Raw genomic sequence first — 18843 nt, 5'->3', positions numbered from 1 at the left:
AGATTCCCCTCGACTCCGGACCCCGCCGCCCACCGGCGCACGTCCGCGGCCCAACGACTCCAGCCAGGAATTTTTTACTTTCGTTGTCATTTGTGGCACTGGCCGGATGTCCACAACTTGGCATTGCCAAGTACCAATCCACAATGTTCACAATTCACGCCGTCGGTGGCCTCCTACGAATTCGGGAGGCCGGCCATGCGGCCAGGCCTAGGCCGAACGGCCAAGCCGATCGGCCGTGGCCCGGCGCGCGGCGTGGCGAACGGACGGATTGCCGCGGGCACCGTCGTCGTCTACCTTGCGCCGATCCCCGTCCACCCCTTGCGCCCGTCGAAGCCGGGCCCACGCCCGTGCGAGTCCTGCTCATCGATGACCATCCGCTGTTCGCCCAGGGCCTGACCTTCCTCCTCGCGGAGCTGGCGCCGGACGTGGGCTGCGCGACGGCGCGCTCGGTGCGGGAGGCGCTGGCCCAGCCCGGGCCCTTCGACCTGGTGCTGCTGGACTTCAACCTGCCCGGTGTGACGGGCCTGGAGGCGCTGGCCGAGGTGCGGGCGCATTTCGACGAAGTGCCCACGGTGCTGCTGTCGGGCGAGGAGAAGCCTGACGTGATCCGTGCGGCCATCGATGGCGGTGCGATGGGCTACGTGCCCAAGTCCTCCACGCCGGCCGTGCTGCTTGCCGCCCTGCGCCTGGTGCTGGCCGGCGGCTGCTACCTGCCGGCCCAGCTCCTGGCGGGGCTGTGGCCCGAATCGGCGGCGGCGCCAGCGCCCGAGCTGGGAGCGCTGCCAACGGCCCAGGGCCGCACGGCCTGGGCCGAGCGGCTCGCGCTCACCGAGCGGCAGCTGGCGGTGCTGCAGCGGGCCATCCAGGGCAAGTCGAACAAGGTGATCGCCCGCGAGACCAACCTGGCCGAAGGCACGGTGAAGGCCCACCTGTCGACGGCCTTCCGTGTGCTGGGTGCACGCAACCGCACCGAGGCGGTGTTCCGCGCCGCGCAGCTGGGCATGAACGTGGGCGAGCGCTGAACGCCGTGCGCGCAGGGCGGCGCGTCGCGGGCCGGATCAGGCTGGATCGGGCCGGACACCGCGCGCGGCCGCGGCCTCGTCCAGCAGCGGTCGCAGCGCGGCCAGCGACAGCGGCTTGTGCAGCAGGCGCACGCCGGCGTCCTCGGCTTCGCGCAGGCGGTCGGGGGCGGTGTCGCCGCTGACCAGCGCGACCGGAAGACCGGGCCGGCGCCGACGCGCGGCGGCCAGGACGTGCAGGCCGCTCGCGTTGCCGCCGAGGCGGAAGTCGGCCAGCACCAGGTCGGGCCGGAAGCCCTCCAGCGCCGCCTCGGCCTGCGCCAGGTCGGCCGCCGACCGGCAGTCGCAGCCGAGTTCGGCCAGCAGCAGGCAGGTGCTGGTGCGCACGTCCTTCTCGTCGTCCACCACGAGCACGTTCAGCGCCAGCGGGCCGGCCGCGGCCCCGGCAGCCACGGCCAGCGGCTCGGTGGCGGCCGCGCCGCCCTCGGCAGCAGGCAGGCGCAGCGTGAAGCAGCTGCCCTGGCCGAGCGCCGAGTCCAGCGTGACCGCGATGCCCATCAGCGCGGCCAGCCGCGCCACGATCGACAGGCCCAGGCCCAGCCCCCGCGAACGGTCGCGCTCGTCGTTGCCGACCTGGAAGAACTCCTGGAACACCTGGGCCTGGTGCGCCGGCGCGATGCCGATGCCATCGTCCGCCACCTTCAGCACGGCACCCTCGCCGTCCGGCCCGGGCTCGGCATCGATGCGCAGCTGGCCACCACGCGGCGTGAACTTGAGCGCATTGCCCACCAGGTTGCGCAACACCCGCAGCAGCAGCGCGGGGTCGGTCTGCACATGCAGGTCCTGCGGCAGCCGCCAGTGCAGTCGGGCGGTGATGCCGGCCTCGCGTGCGGCGGCCTCCACCTCGGCAAAGTAGCGCTGCAGCAGCGGCTGCAATGGCGTCGGCCGCATCTGCGCGCGCACCACGCCCGCATCGAGGCGCGAGATGTCGAGCAGGCCGTCGAGCTGGCCATTGAGCGACTCGCTGACCTCGGCCATCAGCGTGGCGATGGCCCGGCTGCGCTCGTCGAGCGGGCGCAGCACCAGCGTGGCCGCGAGCATCGACAGCGTGTGCAGCGGCTGGCGCAGGTCATGGCTGGCTGAGGCGAGGAAGCGCGTCTTGGCCGTGCCGGCCTCGCGCTCCCGGGCCAGGGCCTCCTGCAGGCGCGCGTTGAGTTCACGCTCGCGCAGGCGCACGGCGTGGGCATCGATCAGCGTCTGGTAGCTGTTGCGCGCCACGGCACCGAGGATGCCCATGAACAGCAGGATCAGCACGCCGATGGCGCGGTCGATGAAGCCGTTGGCGCCAGCGGCCGACGGCGACAGCAGCCAGGCCACGACCAGGCCGCCGAGCACCGGGATGCAGTACGCCCGGCACAGCCGCGGGTGACCGGTGCAACTGGCCACCGTGCCGGTGCTCAGGCCCATCAGGATGATGGACAGGTAGGCGCGCGCCGTCTCGCCCAGCCACGGAAAACCCAGCAGCGGCACGGCCTGCAGCACACCGGCCAGAACGCCGTAGGCGACGAAGAGCCGCAGTTTGCGTGGCAGCGGCAGCGCATCCATGGCCGCGGCGCGCAAGGCATGGCGGCGCAGCAGCAGGTGCGCCACCACCAGGGCGCCCCAGGTGGCGACGGCGGCGGCGGGCAGCTCTTCCCAGACGGCCACCGCGATCAGCACGTTGGCCACGATCAGCACCAGCAGCCGCGCGCTGCTGTCCAGCACGCGGCGCACCACCTCCGAGTCGGCGGCGGTCTGGGCGTCGGGCAAAGGCGACGGCTGCGGGGGCGCAGTGGACACGGCGTGGGGTGCGGTCAGAAAGCGATGGGATCATATCGACGCCCCCTGCTTCCACTTCCGCCATGACACCGCCTCCTGCGCGCGCCGACGCGCCCCCGCCCATCGGCTTCGGCCGCGCCCTGCTCTTCTGGCTCAAGCTGGGCTTCATCAGCTTCGGCGGGCCGGCCGGGCAGATCGCGATCATGCATTCCGAACTGGTGGAGCGGCGACGCTGGATCAGTGAGAAGCGCTTTCTGCACGCCCTCAACTACTGCATGGTGCTGCCGGGCCCCGAAGCGCAGCAGCTGGCCACCTACCTGGGCTGGCTCATGCACCGCAGCTGGGGCGGCATCGCGGCGGGTCTGCTGTTCGTACTGCCTTCGCTGGTGCTGCTCATCGGGCTGTCGTGGGTGTACGTGGTCTTCGGCCAGCAGCCGCTGGTGGCCGCCGTGTTCTACGGCATCAAGCCGGCCGTTACCGCCATCGTGCTTCAGGCCGGCTGGCGCCTGGCGGGCCGCGCCCTGCACAGCCGGGCGCTGGTGGGCATCGCCGCCGCGGCCTTCGTGGCGATGGCGGTCCTCCACCTGCCCTTCGTGCTCGTGCTGGCGCTGGCGGCGCTGGCGGGACACATGGGGGCCCGCCGCTGGCCGGCCGCCTTCCAGGGCCGGGCGGCGCATGCGGCATCGGCAACGGCCCTGGGCGACAACCCTGCGCCTGCGGCGTGGATCGACGACCACAGCCCGCCGCCGGCCCATGCCCGCTTCTCACGCGGGCGGCTGCTGCGGGTGCTGGGGGTGTGCCTGGCGCTGTGGGCGGCAGGCATGGGCGCTGCCATCGCCATCGGCGGTCTGGAAGGCACCCTGGCGCGCATGGGCTGGTTCTTCACCAAGGCGGCGCTGATGACCTTTGGCGGCGCCTATGCCGTGCTCCCTTACGTCTACCAGGCGGCAGTGGAGCACTACCACTGGCTGTCGGGCCCGCAGATGATCGACGGCCTGGCCCTGGGCGAGACCACACCGGGTCCGCTGATCATGGTGGTGGCCTTCGTCGGCTTCCTGGGCGGCTGGAACCAGCTCGTGCTGGGCCCCGACATGCCCTTCCTGGGCGGCGCGCTGGCGGCGGTGGCCGTGAGCTTCTTCACCTTCCTGCCCTCCTTCCTGTTCATCCTTGCAGGCGGCCCGCTGGTGGAGTCGACCCGCGGCCACCTGGGCCTGGCCGGTCCCATGACCGCCATCACCGCCGCGGTGGTGGGCGTGATCGCGCAACTGGCGCTGTTCTTCGCCGGCCATGTGCTGTGGCCCGACGGCCGCGGCTTCGATGGCTGGGCCGCGGCGCTCATGGTGCTGGCGGCCTTCGCGCTGATCCGGCTGAAGTGGGGCGTGATGCCGGTGCTGGCGCTGAGCGCCGTGGCGGGGTTGGGGATCCGGATGCTGGGGTGAGGGATGCGGGGCCGAAGTGCCTCATACGCGCGTGAGGCAGCGGGATCGCTGCGATGTTCGTGCTGGCCGGTGCTGCGGCCTCGAACAAGGGCAGATTCAGCCGCACCTAGAATGCACGCCCGCCGCGCAAAGCAAAAAGCCCGCACGGGGCGGGCTTTCTGAGCAGCTTGGTGACGACCACCAAGTGCTTCGTTTGGCTCCCCGACCTGGGCTCGAACCAGGGACCTACGGATTAACAGTCCGGCGCTCTACCGACTGAGCTATCGGGGAAGGAAGCCCTAGAGTATAGCGACGGTTTTTGGGCCCTGAAGAAAAACCGACCGAATCAATCGGGATTTGGCGGTCTGCGGCCTGGGCGAGGTCTGGACGACGGCGTCGCCGGGGATGCATACCCTGACGGCGCGTGGCGCATCCGCTGACGCGGCGCTGACCGGCAAACCGCTTATTCTGCATATCGATGCTCTCCCGATACGCTCCTGCGCAAGATCGCCACTGGGATGTTCTGGCCCGCGATCTTCGACAGAGCACGCCGCTGGAGACCCCGGCGGCCTGCACCGACGAGGTGCTGCCGGGCGGCCCGGGCGCCTTCATCCACAAGCAGTCGGGCGCCCCCGTGGTCGAGATCGGCCGCTGGGGGCTGGTCACCACGGACAGCCGGCGCGGTGGCATGGAGGCCGCGCTGCGCCTGCGCACGGCCTTCGCGCGGGACGACGAAGTGCGCAAGGCCCCCTACGCCGCGGCGTGGAGCAAGGACCAGCTCTGCGTGGTGCCGGCCGCCGCCATCTACACACAGGACTACCGTGTGGACCCGCGCCTGCCCCAACTGGCCCGCATCAGCCGCCGCGATGGCCATGCGCTGTGCATGGCCGGCATCTGGAGCAGCTGGCTGGACGACAACGGCGTGCGGCAGCTGAGCTTTGCGCTGCTGACGATCAATGCGGACGACCATCCGCTGATGGCCCGCTACGGCGCCAGCGGCCAGGAGCGGCGCATGCCGGTGCTGCTGCCGCGCGGCCTGGTCCGGGCCTGGCTGGAAGCCCGCGGCCGCGAGCGCCACGAGTTCCTGCGCGCACTGCCTGCCGAACAACTGGTGGGCGAAGCGGTGGCCCTCGAACGCCCCGCTGAGGCGCCTGCGCCCGCGGCCGAGACGACCCTGGCGCTGCCCGCCGCAGGCACCCCTGCAGCCGCGCCACGGCATCGCCGCCATTGCCTGCTGCTGGTGGACGACGAGCCTGCCAACCTGCAGGTGCTTCGGCTGGCGCTGCAGTCCGACTACCGCCTGGTCTTCGCCACGGACGGCCGCCGTGCCTTGCAACTCGCGCGCGAGCACCGGCCCGACCTGATCCTGCTCGACATCATGATGCCGCAGCTCGACGGCTATGCCGTCTGCCGCCTGCTGCAGGAAGACCCGGCCACCGCCAGCATCCCGGTGATCTTCTGCACCGCCCGGGCCGACAGCCAGGGCGAAGCGATGGGGCTGGAGGCCGGCGCGGTCGACTACATCACCAAGCCGCTCTACCCGCCCGTGGTGCGCGCCCGGGTGCGCACGCACCTGTCGCTGGTGCGCGCCGAGGAACTGCGCCGCACGCAGCTGCAGATCGTCCAACGACTCAGCCGCGCCGCCGAGTACCGCGACAACGAGACCGGCATGCATGTCATCCGCATGAGCCACTACGCCAAGGAACTGGCGCTGGCTGCGGGCAGCACGGCGGAATGGGCCGACGACCTGTTGCATGCCGCCCCCATGCACGACGTGGGCAAGATCGGCATTCCCGATGCGCTTCTGCGCAAGGCCGGCCCGCTGGACACGCAGGAGTGGGACGTCATGCGCCGCCATCCGCTGATCGGCGCCGAGATCATCGGCAACGACAGCTCCGAGATCCTGACCATGGCCCGCGCCATCGCGCTGTCGCACCACGAGAAGTGGGATGGCACCGGTTATCCGCAGGGCATGCGCGGCGATGCCATTCCGCTGGAGGCGCGCATCGTGGCCATCGCGGACGTGTTCGACGCCCTCACCTCGCGCCGGCCCTACAAGGAAGCGTGGCCCGTCGAGCGCGCTCTGGAGTACATCCGCAGCGAGGCGGGCCGCCACTTCGACCCGCAGCTCGTCGCGCTCTTCCTGTCCATCGCGCCGCGGCTGGCCGAAGTGCGCCAGCGCTGGCCGGTGGACTGAAGCTCAGGCCGCAGGCGCCGATGCCGCCGCCAGCCGCGCCCGGACCTCGCGCACGCGGCCGGCCGGAAAGGTGATGGCGAAGCGCGAGCCCTTGCCCACATCGCTCTCGATGCGCAGCTGACCGCCGTGGCGCTGCGCGATGTGCTTGACGATGGCGAGGCCCAGGCCGGTGCCGCCCGTCTCGCGCGAGCGGCTTCGGTCGATGCGGTAGAAGCGTTCGGTGAGCCGCGGGATGTGCTCGGCGGCGATGCCGGGACCCGAATCGCGCACGGTGAATTCGCCCCGGCCGTCGGGCAGCAGGCGCCAGGTGACAGCCACCTCGCCGCCGCCGGGTGTGTAGCGCACGGCATTGGTCACGAGGTTGGACATCGCGCTTTGCAGCTCGGTCGGCACGCCCGCGACTTCCGAATCGGATTCGACCGCGAAGAACAGCTTGTGCGGCTGCGAGGCGATACGCCCCGACAGGCCGCGCGCCTCGTCCTCGCAGTGCGCCATCAGCGCGCGCACGCGCGTCCACTGGTTGACCGGTGGCGCAGCGCTGCCCTCGAGGCGCGACAGCGTCAGCAGGTCGGCCACCAGCGTGCCCATGCGCTGGGCCTGCTGGCCCATGAGGCCCAGGTAGCGGGCCCGCTCGTCGGCGTCCAGCGGCAGCGTCTGCAGCGTCTCGACGAAGCCGGTGAGCACCGTGAGCGGCGTGCGGATCTCGTGCGACACGTTGGCCACGAAGTCGCGCCGCATCTCATCGGCCTTCTCGAGTGCGGTGATGTCGCGCGTGAGCAGCATGCGGCGGTTGCCCGCATAGGGATGCGCCTGCACCGACAGCCGCATGGGCTGGCCGGACGCGGGGCGCGTGGCCGCCGGCGCGTCCAGCACCACCTCGCGGCTGTAGTTCCACGAGGCGAGGTAGCCGATGAAGGCGGGATCGCGCACGAGGTTGGCGATGAGCTGCTGCAGGTCGCGCTCCACATCCAGCCCGAGGTGGACACCGGCGGTCTGGTTGCACCATTCGATGCGGCCCTCCTCGTCCACCAGCACCACGCCGTTGGGCGAAGCCTGGATGGCGGCGAGGAACTCCTGCAGGCGCTGCTCGGCCTGCTGCGTCTGCTGCTCGCGCAGGCGCAGGGCCCGGCGGATGCGGTCAGACAGTTCGCCCCACAGCCCGAAGCGGCCGGAAGGCAGGCCCAGCGCATCGTTGCGCATGGCCTGGATCAGCCGGTGGGCCCGCAGCATGTCGAGCACCAGCCAGCCCAGCGCCCCCACCCAGGCCCCGGCCCAGGCCAGGCGCCAGCCCATCAGGAAGCCGGTGGCGGCGGCACCTGCGGCAGACAGGCAGAAGAAGACGGCAAGACGACCGGGCATGGCCTTGGATTATCGGCAGGCACCGCTTGGGCAGGCCCGCGGGCGAAGTGGCACACAGAAGGGATGGGAGGCCGCGCACCAACAGGGGCGGCGGCCGGATCGCGGCCCGATCAGACGGTCGCCTGGACCGTGAAGCGGTAGCCCGCGCCGCGCACGGTCTCGACCATGCTGGCCGCGGTGCCGAGCGACTCGCGCAGGCGCTTGACGTGCACGTCGACCGTACGTTCCTCGATGAACACGTGGTCGCCCCACACCTTGTCGAGCAGCTGCGAGCGGCTGTGCACGCGCTCGGCGTTCTGCATCAGGTAGGCCAGCAGCTTGAACTCGGTCGGCCCCATCTTGAGCGCCGTGCCTTGCCAGGTCACGCGGTGGGTGGCGGTGTCGAGCACCAGCTCGCCCGCCTCCAGCCGCTCGACCGCGGCCTCGGGCGCCCGGCGGCGCAGCACTGCGCGGATGCGCGCCAGCATCTCCTGCGTGGAGAAGGGCTTGGTGATGTAGTCGTCGGCACCGGCGTCGAGGCCGGCCACCTTGTCGGGCTCGTCGCCGCGGGCGGTGAGCATCAGGATCGGCACCTGCTTCGTGCGGGCATCGCGGCGCCACTGCCGCGCCAGCTGCAGGCCGCTCTGGCCCGGCAGCATCCAGTCCAGCAGGATCATGTCCGGCAGCACCGCGTCGATCTCCCGCTGCGCGCTCACGCCGTCCTCGGCCCAGATGGGCTCGAAGCCGTTGTGCCGCAGGTTCACCGCCAGCAACTCGGCGATGGAGGACTCGTCCTCCACGATCAATACACGAGGTTTCTTCATGGTGTTTGTCCAAGTCCGCGCCAGGTACCCATCGCCGGTAAGTCACGCTCAACCCCAGCTCGAAAGGCCGCGGAGCAGGCCACGCGCGGACATCCGCGGAACCGGCTTTGCCGGGCCGCTGGATGTGCCCCCCTTGGGGGGTTGGCGGAGCGCGAAGCGCGCAGCCTGGGGGGCATCACTTCAATGCCGACTCGATCTCTTGCATCGAAGTGTGCCGCACGTCCTCACCCTTGACGATGTAGATGATGAACTCGGCAATGTTCTTCGAATGGTCGCCGATGCGCTCGATGGCCTTGGCCAGGAACAGCAGGTCCAGGCTCGGCGAGATAGTGCGCGGGTCTTCCATCATGTAGGTGACCAGCTTGCGCACGAAGCCGTCGAACTCCTGGTCGATCAGGTCGTCCTCCTTGAGGATCGACAGGGCGCCAGCCGTGTCGAGCCGCGCGAAGGCGTCCAGCGCCTTGCGCAGCAGGCCCGACGCCAGGTCGGCGGCGATGCGCAGCTCGGTGCACGGCAGCGCCCGGGCCGAGCCGCTTTCGATGATCGACTTGACCATGCGGGCGATCTTGTTGGCCTCGTCGCCCACGCGCTCGAGGTTGGCCGTGGTCTTGGAGATGGCGATCAGGAGGCGCAGGTCGCGCGCCGTCGGCTGGCGGCGCGCGATGATCGACGAGAGCTCGCGGTCGATCTCGATCTCCATCGCATTGACGCGCGGCTCGGTCTCGATCACGCGCTCGGCGGCGTCGGTGTCGAACTGCAGCAGCGCATAGACGGCCTGGCGGATCTGGGACTCGACCATGCCGCCGAGTTCCATGACGCGCGAGGACACGCCGTTGAGTTCGCTGTCGAACTGGGTGGAAAGATGCTTGTCAGCCATCGCTGTGTCTCCCTGCGGCATCAGCCGAAGCGGCCGGTGATGTAGTCCTCGGTCTCCTTGCGCTGGGGCTTGAAGAACATCTGCTCGGTGGCGCCGAACTCGATGAGGTCCCCCAGGTACATGTAGGCCGTGTAGTCGCTGCAGCGGGCTGCCTGCTGCATGTTGTGGGTCACGATGACCACCGTGTATTCGTCCTTGAGCTCGGCGATCAGCTCTTCGATCTTGGCGGTGGAGATCGGGTCCAGCGCCGAGCACGGCTCGTCCAGCAGCAACACTTCGGGCTTGATGGCGATGCCGCGGGCGATGCACAGGCGCTGCTGCTGGCCGCCGGAGAGGCCGGAGCCGCTCTGGTGCAGCTTGTCGCGCACCTCGGTCCACAGGGCCGCCTTCTTGAGCGCCCATTCGACGCGGTCGTCCATGTCGGAAGCCGACAGGTTCTCGAACAGCTTCACGCCGAAGGCGATGTTGTCGTAGATCGACATCGGGAAGGGCGTGGGCTTCTGGAACACCATGCCGACCTTCGCGCGCACCAGGGCGACGTCCTGCTTGGAAGTCAGCAGGTTCTCGCCGTCCAGCTCGATGGCGCCTTCGGCGCGCTGCTCGGGATAGAGCTCGAACATGCGGTTGAAGGTGCGCAGCAACGTGGACTTGCCGCAGCCCGAAGGACCGATGAAGGCGGTGACCTTGTTCTCGGGGATGTCGAGGTTGATGCCCTTGAGCGCGTGGAACTTGCCGTAATAGAAGTTCAGGTCCTTGACGGCGATCTTGGCGCGCGGGGGGGTGGAGACGGTGGCAACCATGGCTTGGCTCTTCCAGGAATCAGTTCTTGCCGCGCGTAAGGACGCGGGCCAGGATGTTGAGGGCGAGGACGGCGACGGTGATCAGGAACACGCCGGCCCAGGCCAGCTGCTGCCAGTTCTCGTACGGGCTCATCGCGAACTTGAAGATGGTGACGGGCAGGCTGGCCATCGGCTGCGTGACGTCGGCCGTCCAGAACTGGTTGTTCAGGGCGGTGAACAGCAGCGGCGCGGTCTCGCCGGCGATGCGGGCCACGGCCAGCAGCACGCCGGTCACCACGCCGGCCCGGGCCGCGCGCAGCGTGATCGACAGGATCACCTTCCACTTGGGCGAGCCCAGCGCGTAGGCCGCTTCGCGCAGGCCCGGCGGCACCAGCTGCAGCATGTTCTCGGTGGTGCGGATCACCACCGGGATGGTGATCAGCGCCAGCGCGATGGAGCCGGCGAGGCCCGAGAAGGACCGGAACTGCGCCACCACCAGTGAATAGACGAACAGACCGATCACGATGGACGGTGCCGACAGCAGGATGTCGTTGACGAAGCGGATCACCGACGACAGCCAGCCATGCGGGTTGTACTCGGCCAGGTAGATGCCGGCCATGATGCCGATGGGCGTGCCGACGAAGGTGGCGACACCCACCATCACCAGCGAGCCGAAGATGGCGTTCAGGATGCCGCCGGCCTCGTTGGGCGGCGGCGTCATCTCGGTGAAGGTGGCCACCGACAGGCCACCGATGCCGAGATAGAGCGTCTGCCACAGGATCCAGATCAGCCAGAACACACCGAAGGCCATGGCGGCCAGCGACAGGGCCAGGGCCATCTGGTTGACGCGTGCGCGGCGGGCGTACTTGGCCTCGCGGGTGCGGGCCAGGGCCTGGGCGGCCAGCAGTTGCTGGGAAGTGCTGGTGGGGCTCACGAGCGCGTTCCTTCGCTTTTCTTCATACGGGCCAGCAGCAGCTTGGACAACGCCAGCACGACGAAGGTGATGAAGAACAGGACCAGGCCGAGGTACATCAGCGCGGCCTGGTGCAGACCGGCGCCGGCTTCGGCGAATTCGTTGGCCAGGGCCGAGGTGATGCTGTTGGCCGCCTGGAACAGCGACAGCGAATCGAGCTGGTTCATGTTGCCGATGACGAAGGTCACGGCCATGGTCTCGCCCAGGGCGCGGCCCAGGCCCAGCATGATGCCGCCGACCACGCCCGCCTTGGTATAGGGCAGCACGACCTTGCTCACCACTTCCCAGGTGGTGGCGCCCAGACCGTAGGCCGACTCCTTCAGCAACGGAGGCGTGACCTCGAACACGTCGCGCATCACCGAGGCGATGAAGGGAATGATCATGATCGCCAGGATGATGCCGGCCGACAGGATGCCGATGCCCACCGGTGGGCCCGACACCAGCGCACCCAGGAAGGGCACGCCCGCCAGCAGCTTCTGCAGCGGCTGCTGCACGTAGGTGGACAGGATCGGGCCGAAGACCAGCAGGCCCCACATGCCGTACACGATGGACGGCACGGCCGCCAGCAGCTCGATGGCCGTGCCCAGCGGGCGCTTGAGCCAGCTGGGCGAGAGTTCGGTCAAGAAGAGCGCGATGCCGAAGCTCACCGGCACCGCGATCAGCAGGGCGATGAAGGAGGTCGCCAGCGTGCCATAGATCATCACCAGGCCGCCGAACTCCTCCTGCACCGGATCCCAGACGCTGCTCGTCAGGAAGCCCAGGCCGTACTTGGCGATGGCAGGCCAAGCGCCGATGACCAGCGAGACGAGGATGCCGATCAGCAGGGCCAGCGTCAGCAGCGCGGCGCCCTTGGCGGCCCAGCCGAACAGCAGGTCGGCCATGGGGCCGGAGCGGGGCCGCTTGACCGGCGGCGGCACCGCGGGGCGGGCCCGCTCGGCGGGCCGCCCGAGGCCCTGGCCGTCGGCAGTGAGTGTGGATGACACGGTGTGAACCTCCTGCGGGCGCGCATCGACCCGCGCCGTCGACTCTGCAGCGATGCGGGTCATGCGGCTCCCTGTTCCTGGTTGTCTTGGTTATGGAATCCCGAGGGGGCGGGAATCAGTGCGAGGCGACGACCTTGCCCGAGCCGTCCTTGATGCCGTCCCACGACTTGCGGATCGTGGCCTTCACGGCGTCGGGCATGGGCACGTAGTCCAGGTCGTCGGCGGTCTTGTCGCCGTTCTTGTAGGCCCAGTCGAAGAACTTGAGGACGGTGGTGGCCTGGGCGGGCTTGTCCTGCTGCTTGTGCATCAGGATGAAGGTCGCGCCCGTGATGGGCCACGCGCCGTCGCCCGCCTGGTTGGTGAGGATCTGGTAGAAGCTCTTGCTCCAGTCGGCGCCGGCGGCAGCCGCCTTGAAGGCGGTGTCCTCGGGCGAGACGAACTTGCCGGCGGCGTTCTGCAGCAGGGCGTAGGTCATCTTGTTCTGCTTGACGTAGGCATACTCGACATAGCCGATCGAGTTGGGCAGGCGGCTGACGAAGGCGGCGACGCCTTCGTTGCCCTTGCCGCCGGCACCGGTGGGCCAGTTCACGGCGGTGCCTTCACCGACCTTGTCCTTCCACTCGGTGTTCACCTTCGACAGGTAGTTGGTGAACAGGAAACTGGTGCCGGAACCATCGGCGCGGCGCACCGGGGCGATGGCGGCGTCGGGCAGGTTCAACGAGGGGTTCAGGGCCTTGATGGCGGCGTCGTTCCACTTGGCGATCTTGCCCAGGTAGATGTCGCCCAGCACCTGGCCGCTCAGCTTGAGCTCGCCGGCCTTGATGCCCTGGATGTTCACGACAGGGATCACGCCGCCGATGACGGTGGGGAACTGCAGCAGGCCCTTGGACTCCAGTTCGGCGTCCTTCAGCGGGGCATCGGACGCGCCGAAGTCGACGGTCTTGGCTTCGATCTGCTTGATGCCGGCGCCGGAACCGACCGACTGGTAGTTGATCTTGACGCCGGTGGCCTTGTTGAAATCGGAGGCCCACTTGGCATACAGCGGGGCGGGGAAGCTGGCGCCGGCGCCGGTGGCTTCCTGGGCGAAGGCGGGCACATGCGCGAAAGCGGCAAGGGTCAGGCCGGCGGCGGCGATTTGAAACACGGACTTCATGGTCTTCCTTTCCGAAGGGTCACCACCCCCGGGTCCGGGGGTCTGCGGCGGACTGTAGAAAGGCCATGTGACAGCCATGTGACACCTCATCTCCGAGGGAAAACCGCCCCGGGGCGCCCCCGCCCACCATGACACTGTCATCAATTCGTCATGCACCTGGCGGAGGATCGCCAGCCTGCCGCCGCTACCATCGGGGCCGACTTTTCCCTCCTTGATGTATGCAGAACGGAACGCGCCTGGCCGCCATTGATCTCGGCTCCAATAGTTTTCGCCTGGAGATCGGCCGCGTGGACCACGGGCAGATCCAGCGCGCCGAATACTTCAAGGAGACGGTGCGCCTGGGCAACGGCCTGGACAGCGCACGCAACCTGACCTACGAGGCCATGCAGCGCGGCTGGGAGGCCCTGGCCCGCTTCGGCGAGCGGCTGGCCGGCTTCGAACGCGCCCAGGTCCGCGCGGTGGCGACGCAGACGCTGCGCGAGGCGCGCAACCGCGAGGAATTCCTGCTGCGGGCCCGCACCGTGCTCGGCTTCGGCATCGACGTCATCCCCGGGCGCGAGGAAGCCCGCCTGATCTATCAGGGCGTGGCCCACCTGCTGCCGCGCAGCGAGCTGGCCGACAGCGAGCGCCGGCTGGTGGTCGACATCGGTGGGCGCTCCACCGAGATGATCATCGGCTCGGGCCTGCAGGCGCAGACCACCGAGTCGTACCGCGTGGGCAGTGTCGCCTGGTCGATGAAACACTTTCCGGACGGGCAGTTCTCGGCCAGTGCCTTTCGCGTCGCCGAGATCGCGGCCAAGGCCGTCATGGACGACGCCCTCAACAACTACACGCGCGACCAGTGGGACACCGCATATGGCGCCTCGGGCACCATCGGCGCGGTGGGCGACCTGGTGGCCGCGGCCGGCGGACGCGCCGGCGTGGTCACGCGCGCCGACCTGGACTGGCTGCTGGACCGCCTGCTCAAGGCCGGCAGCGCCGACCGCCTGCGCCTGGACGGCCTGCGCGAAGACCGCAAGCCCGTCATCGGCGGCGGCCTGGCCGTGCTGCGGGCGCTGTTCGACCTGCTCTCCATCGACGAGATGCGCGTGGCCCAGGGCGCCCTGCGCCACGGCGTGCTGTACGAGCTGCTGGAGCGCGACGACAGCGTGGCCGACCTGCGCGACAGCACGGTGGCGCGGCTGGCGCACCGATTCGACGCCGACGAGGCCCAGGCGCGACGCGTGGGCGACGTGGCCGCGGCGCTGTTCGTGCAACTGGTGCCCGAGGCCCGCGGCGGCGCCAGCAACAACCGGCCGGGCCGCGCCCTGCGCAAGCTGCGCTGGGCGGCGCAGCTGCACGAGATCGGCATGCACATCTCGCACAGCGACTACCACAAGCACGGCGCCTACATCCTCGACAACGTGGACGTGCCCGGCTTCGCGGTCAACGAGACCCATGCGCTGAGCCAGCTGGTACTTGGACATCGGGGCAAGCTGCGCAAGGTCGAGGCTGCGATGGCCGACGAGACCTTCGCCGCGCAGCTGCTGGCCCTGCGGCTGGCGGTCATCCTGTGCCACGCGCGGCGCGACCCGGAGCCAGATGCGCTGGCCGTGGAACTGTCGGGTGCGCGCGGCTTTGCGGTGCGCGCGCGCAAGGACTGGGCGGAGCGCTATCCCCAGTCGGCGCATCTGCTGCGCGAAGAGGTGCTGGCCTGGCAGAAGACGAGCTGGATGCTCGGGCTGCACCTGGACTGAAGGCGGTCCCCGAACTGACGGCTGCACCTGGACGGAGGAATGCAGCTGGACCGAAGCCGCGCTGCTGCGCCTCGGGCGCCGCTCGGCTCACCGGCAACCGTTCGGGCTGAGCCTGCGAAGCCAGGGCGCAGGATGACGTTCAGAGCAGCTCGGGCGCCTGCACCGTGACCATCACCGTCTGCTCCTCGCCATCGCGCTCGCGCGTGCGCAACCACCACACCGAGCCCTTGCGCACGGCGCAACTGTCCTGCTGAAGGCCCAGCAGGCGTGCCACGGCCTGACCCAGGGCCGGCTGGTGGCCCACCAGCACGATCACCGACTTGCCATGCGGCCAGCCAGCGGCCGCCAGCAGTTCATCGCCCGTCGCGTGCGGGGCGATTTCCTCGCGCAGCTTGTACTTGCGGCCCAGCGCCAGCACGGTCTGCTCGCAGCGGCGCGCCGGGCTGCACAGGATGCGCGTGCCCTCGGGCAGTTGCCGATCCAGCCAAGCGGCCATGCGCTTGGCCTGCTTCTCGCCCCGCGGCGTGAGCGAGCGCGCCAGGTCGTCGCAGCCCTCGTGCCAGTCTTCGGCTTCGGCGTGGCGCCAGAGGATGAGGTCCATGGATTTGTCTTTCCTAGAGGACAGTACGCCGCTCAGACGCCTGGGCTGCGGCCCCGGAAGGCATAGCGCCCCATCAGGGCCGCCTGCGCGCCGTGCGCCTCGATGGCGCGCGACGCCCCAGGCTCACCGGGGTGCAGATTGCGGCCCACCCGCTCATAGCGGCCATCGGCCTCCAGCTCCCAGGCGTCGCGGCCATCATGCAGGTACGCCACCAGGCATTCGTCGATCAGCCGCTGGCGCAGCACCGGATGCGTGACCGGCCAGGCCACCTCGACGCGCCGCATCATGTTGCGGTTCATCCAGTCGGCGCTGGAAAGGTACAGGCTCTCATCCTCGTCCACGCGGAAGTAGAAGACGCGCGAATGCTCCAGGAAGCGGCCGATGATCGAGCGCACGCGGATGTTCTCGCTCACGCCCGGCACCTGCGCCGGCAGCATGCAGGCGCCGCGCACGATGAGGTCGATCTTCACGCCGCTGCTGCCGGCGCGCAGCAGCGCGGCGATCAGCGCCTCGTCGGTGAGCGCATTCATCTTGGCGACGATGCGCGTGGTCTTGCCCTCGCCCGCGGCCTGCGCCAGTTCGTCGATGCGGGCGACCAGGTTCTTGTGCAGGTCGAAGGGCGCCACCCACAGCCGCTGCAGCTTGGGCAGGCGACTCTGTCCGGCCAGGTGCACGAACAGCGCATCCATGTCGGCCGTGAGCTGCGGATCGGCCGTCAGGTGGCTGATATCGGTGTACAGCCGCGCGGTGCGCGAGTTGTAGTTGCCCGTCGAAAGATGGCCGTAGCGGCGGATGTGGCGGCCTTCGCGGCGGGTGACCAGCAGCATCTTGGCATGCGTCTTGAGACCTACCACGCCATACACCACCTGCGCGCCGATGGACTCGAGCACCTCGGCCCAGTTGATGTTGGCCTCTTCGTCGAAGCGGGCCTTGAGTTCGACCACGGCCATCACCTCCTTGCCGCGACGCACGGCCTCGCGCAGCAGGTCCATCAGCACCGAGTCGGAGCCGGTGCGGTAGATGGTCTGCTTGATGGCCAGCACCTGGGGATCGGCTACGGCCTCGCGCAGGAATTCGATGACGCCGTCGAAGCTCTCGAAGGGCTGGTGGATCAGCACATCGCTGCGCTGCAGCCGGTCGAAGAAGGACTGCCCCGTCGACAGGTTGATCGGGTAGGAGGCCTGGTAGGGCGTGAAGCGCAGGTCCTTGAAGCGCGGCTCGTCGATCAGGTCGACCATCTGAGAGAAGCGCGCGAGGTTCACCGGACCCGGCACGCGGTAGAGCGCACCCTGCGGCAGGTTGAACTGCGCGAGAAGGAAGCTCCACAGCGACTCGTCGCAGTCGGCCGACACTTCCAGCCGCACGGCCTGGCCGAAGTTGCGGTGCTGCAGGCCCTGGCGCAAGGCGGTGCGCAGGTTCTTCACATCCTCCTCGTCCACGGCGAGGTCGGAATGGCGCGTGACGCGGAACTGCGAGAACTGCCCCACCTCGCGGCCCGGGAACATCGCATGCAGGTGCGCCCGCACGATGCTCGACAGCGCCACCACCAGCGTCTTGCCCTCGGACACCTTGGCCGGCATGCGGATCAGCCGCGGCAGCACGCGCGGCACCTTCAGGATGGCGATGGGGTTCTCGCGGCCGAAGGCGTCCTTGCCCGAGAGCTTGACGATGAAGTTGAGCGACTTGTTGGCCACCTGCGGAAACGGGTGGGCCGGGTCCAGCGCCACCGGGATCAGCAGCGGCCGCACCTCGCGTTCGAAATACTCGTGCACCCACTTGCGCTGTGCGGCATTGCGCTTGCCGTGGGAGATGACGTGGATGCCGTGCTCGGCGAAGGCCGGCAGCAGCTCATCGTTGTAGAGCTGGTACTGCCGCGCCACCAGCGCATGCGCGGCGCGTGACAGGGCATCGAAGGATTCGGCCGTGTAGGGACCGGTGCCCTGCCCTTCCAGGCAGGCCCGCACATGCGGCTCGGCCCGTACCTCGAAGAACTCGTCCAGGTTGGACGAGACGATGCAGAGGTAGCGCAGCCGCTCCACCAGCGGCACTTCAGGCCGCTCGGCCCAGTTCAGCACCCGACGGTTAAAGGCCAGGATGCTGTGGTCGCGATCCAGCAGGCGGGTGGCTGCCGGCACCGTGGGCACCGGCAGGGACGCATCGGAAAAGGGCATGACGTCGGAGGCGAGGGACAGAGGCAACACTGTCATCCGATTGTCATGTTGGAATGTGACGCCGTCATGACACCGTCATGGTGCGCCGGTCTTCTCAGGCGCCCAGGAAATGCCGGCGATAGCGAGGCGGCAGGTCGGCCAGACGCATCATCATCGGCAGGTCGGCGGTGTTGAAGTCCGGATCCCAGGCCGGTGCACCCAGCACCTTTGCGCCCAGGCGCAGATAGCCCTTGATGAGCGCGGGCGGCTCCACGGCGAGCGAGCCGTCGAGCCGATCGACGGGCAGCGGCAGGCGGGGCTGCACGTGGTACTGGATGGCCGCCATGTGCGTGGTCGAGAGCTGTTGCCAGATGCTGGCCGCGGCATCGCCGCCGTTCACGCCGTTCTGCCGCATGGGAATGCTCGCGCACCCGATCATGGTGTCGAGCCGGTTGCGATGCATGAAGGCCGCCAGTGCGCCCCACAGGGCGAGGATCACGCCGCCCTGCCGATGGTCCGGGTGCACGCAGCTGCGGCCCAGCTCCACCATGCGCTCGCGCATGCCGCGCAGGCGGGTCAGGTCGAACTCGGTATCACTGTAGGTGCCGCCCACGCGGCGGGCCTGGGCGGGCGTGAGCACGCGGTAGGTGCCTACCACTTCGCCGCCCGGTTCGGCGCGCACCAGCAGGTGCTCGCAGAAGTCGTCGAAGAGGTCCACGTCGTGGCCCGGCAGCGTGGTGGGCAGGCGCGCACCCATCTCATCGACGAACACGCGCCACCGAAGGCGCTGGGCTTCGCGCACCTCGTCCTGATGACGGGCCCATGCCACGGTCACGCCGCCAGGCCCGGTCGATGGGGACATCCGGGGCGATTGCGGCCACAGCGTTTCGCGCAGGCCAAGGCGTGACAGGGCGAGGGTGGGCGTGGGCAGGTCTTTCATGAGCAACGGTTGTCTTTTCGGTTGCCGTGCAGTCTGT

Annotated in this window: 15 protein-coding genes, 1 tRNA gene and 1 pseudogene; 5 read left to right on the top strand and 12 right to left on the bottom strand. The window is 69.3% G+C overall.

Going from position 1 to position 18843, the window contains the following annotated elements; all coding sequences use genetic code 11:
• The first annotated feature begins 347 nt into the window (after positions 1–347).
• A complete protein-coding gene (locus BXA03_RS00305; RefSeq protein WP_076503209.1) occupies positions 348–1022 on the top strand; it encodes a response regulator in 675 nt (224 codons plus the stop codon).
• Positions 1023–1058: 36 nt separating this feature from the next.
• On the opposite strand, the gene BXA03_RS00300 is transcribed toward BXA03_RS00305, so the two are convergent.
• The gene (locus BXA03_RS00300; RefSeq protein ID WP_143476172.1) at positions 1059–2858 is read right to left on the bottom strand and encodes an ATP-binding response regulator; all 1800 of its coding nucleotides are present in this window, start codon (positions 2856–2858) and stop codon (positions 1059–1061) included.
• Between the two features lie 62 nt (positions 2859–2920).
• Here BXA03_RS00300 and chrA point away from each other — a divergent pair, with 62 nt between their 5' ends.
• Positions 2921–4276, top strand: coding sequence for a chromate efflux transporter (gene chrA / locus BXA03_RS00295; protein ID WP_076503207.1), 1356 nt, complete (start codon positions 2921–2923; stop codon positions 4274–4276).
• Between the two features lie 194 nt (positions 4277–4470).
• Here the strand turns inward: chrA and BXA03_RS00290 are convergent.
• Positions 4471–4546 (bottom strand) — tRNA-Asn (locus BXA03_RS00290).
• Between the two features lie 187 nt (positions 4547–4733).
• On the opposite strand from BXA03_RS00290, the pseudogene BXA03_RS27480 reads away from it, so the two are divergent.
• Positions 4734–5354: pseudogene (locus BXA03_RS27480) on the top strand (SOS response-associated peptidase family protein); the annotation flags it as partial.
• Between the two features lie 81 nt (positions 5355–5435).
• Positions 5436–6452, top strand: a complete 1017-nt coding sequence (locus tag BXA03_RS00280) for an HD domain-containing phosphohydrolase (RefSeq protein WP_076503641.1) — start codon at positions 5436–5438, stop codon at positions 6450–6452.
• A 3-nt stretch (positions 6453–6455) separates the two neighbouring features.
• On the opposite strand, the gene phoR is transcribed toward BXA03_RS00280, so the two are convergent.
• The 7 genes from phoR to pstS form a co-directional block, all read right to left on the bottom strand.
• Complete coding sequence (phoR, locus tag BXA03_RS00275; RefSeq protein WP_076503206.1) at positions 6456–7811, bottom strand: phosphate regulon sensor histidine kinase PhoR; 1356 nt, start codon at positions 7809–7811, stop codon at positions 6456–6458.
• Positions 7812–7921: 110 nt separating this feature from the next.
• Positions 7922–8614: a phosphate regulon transcriptional regulator PhoB gene (gene phoB, locus BXA03_RS00270; RefSeq protein WP_076503205.1), complete on the bottom strand. Its 693-nt coding sequence runs from the start codon at positions 8612–8614 to the stop codon at positions 7922–7924.
• A 175-nt stretch (positions 8615–8789) separates the two neighbouring features.
• The gene (gene phoU, locus BXA03_RS00265; RefSeq protein WP_076503640.1) at positions 8790–9491 is read right to left on the bottom strand and encodes a phosphate signaling complex protein PhoU; all 702 of its coding nucleotides are present in this window, start codon (positions 9489–9491) and stop codon (positions 8790–8792) included.
• Between the two features lie 20 nt (positions 9492–9511).
• A complete protein-coding gene (pstB, locus tag BXA03_RS00260) occupies positions 9512–10291 on the bottom strand; it encodes a phosphate ABC transporter ATP-binding protein PstB (protein ID WP_076503204.1) in 780 nt (259 codons plus the stop codon).
• A gap of 19 nt (positions 10292–10310) precedes the next feature.
• Positions 10311–11204, bottom strand: coding sequence for a phosphate ABC transporter permease PstA (gene pstA / locus BXA03_RS00255; RefSeq protein WP_076503203.1), 894 nt, complete (start codon positions 11202–11204; stop codon positions 10311–10313).
• On the bottom strand, positions 11201–12124 hold the full coding sequence (gene pstC, locus BXA03_RS00250; protein WP_143476198.1) for a phosphate ABC transporter permease subunit PstC: 924 nt from the start codon (positions 12122–12124) through the stop codon (positions 11201–11203). The genes pstA and pstC overlap by 4 nt, the downstream gene beginning before the upstream one ends.
• A gap of 217 nt (positions 12125–12341) precedes the next feature.
• A complete protein-coding gene (gene pstS / locus BXA03_RS00245; protein WP_076503202.1) occupies positions 12342–13379 on the bottom strand; it encodes a phosphate ABC transporter substrate-binding protein PstS in 1038 nt (345 codons plus the stop codon).
• Positions 13380–13597: 218 nt separating this feature from the next.
• Here pstS and BXA03_RS00240 point away from each other — a divergent pair, with 218 nt between their 5' ends.
• Positions 13598–15115 carry a Ppx/GppA phosphatase family protein gene (locus tag BXA03_RS00240; RefSeq protein WP_076503201.1) on the top strand — a complete coding sequence of 506 codons (1518 nt, stop codon included), beginning with the start codon at positions 13598–13600 and terminating at the stop codon, positions 15113–15115.
• A gap of 139 nt (positions 15116–15254) precedes the next feature.
• On the opposite strand, the gene BXA03_RS00235 is transcribed toward BXA03_RS00240, so the two are convergent.
• The 3 genes from BXA03_RS00235 to BXA03_RS00225 all read right to left on the bottom strand — a co-directional run bounded on the left by BXA03_RS00235 (position 15255) and on the right by BXA03_RS00225 (position 18806).
• Complete coding sequence (locus BXA03_RS00235; protein ID WP_017760638.1) at positions 15255–15716, bottom strand: SixA phosphatase family protein; 462 nt, start codon at positions 15714–15716, stop codon at positions 15255–15257.
• Positions 15717–15748: 32 nt separating this feature from the next.
• A complete protein-coding gene (ppk1, locus tag BXA03_RS00230; RefSeq protein ID WP_076503638.1) occupies positions 15749–17887 on the bottom strand; it encodes a polyphosphate kinase 1 in 2139 nt (712 codons plus the stop codon).
• A gap of 94 nt (positions 17888–17981) precedes the next feature.
• On the bottom strand, positions 17982–18806 hold the full coding sequence (locus BXA03_RS00225; RefSeq protein ID WP_076503200.1) for a GNAT family N-acetyltransferase: 825 nt from the start codon (positions 18804–18806) through the stop codon (positions 17982–17984).
• Between the last annotated feature and the right edge of the window lie 37 nt (positions 18807–18843).

Source organism: Pseudacidovorax sp. RU35E, from assembly GCF_900156165.1.
GTDB lineage: Bacteria > Pseudomonadota > Gammaproteobacteria > Burkholderiales > Burkholderiaceae_C > Xenophilus.
Note: the sequence above shows the minus strand (reverse complement) of the source record. Positions and strands in the feature narration are given on the sequence as shown.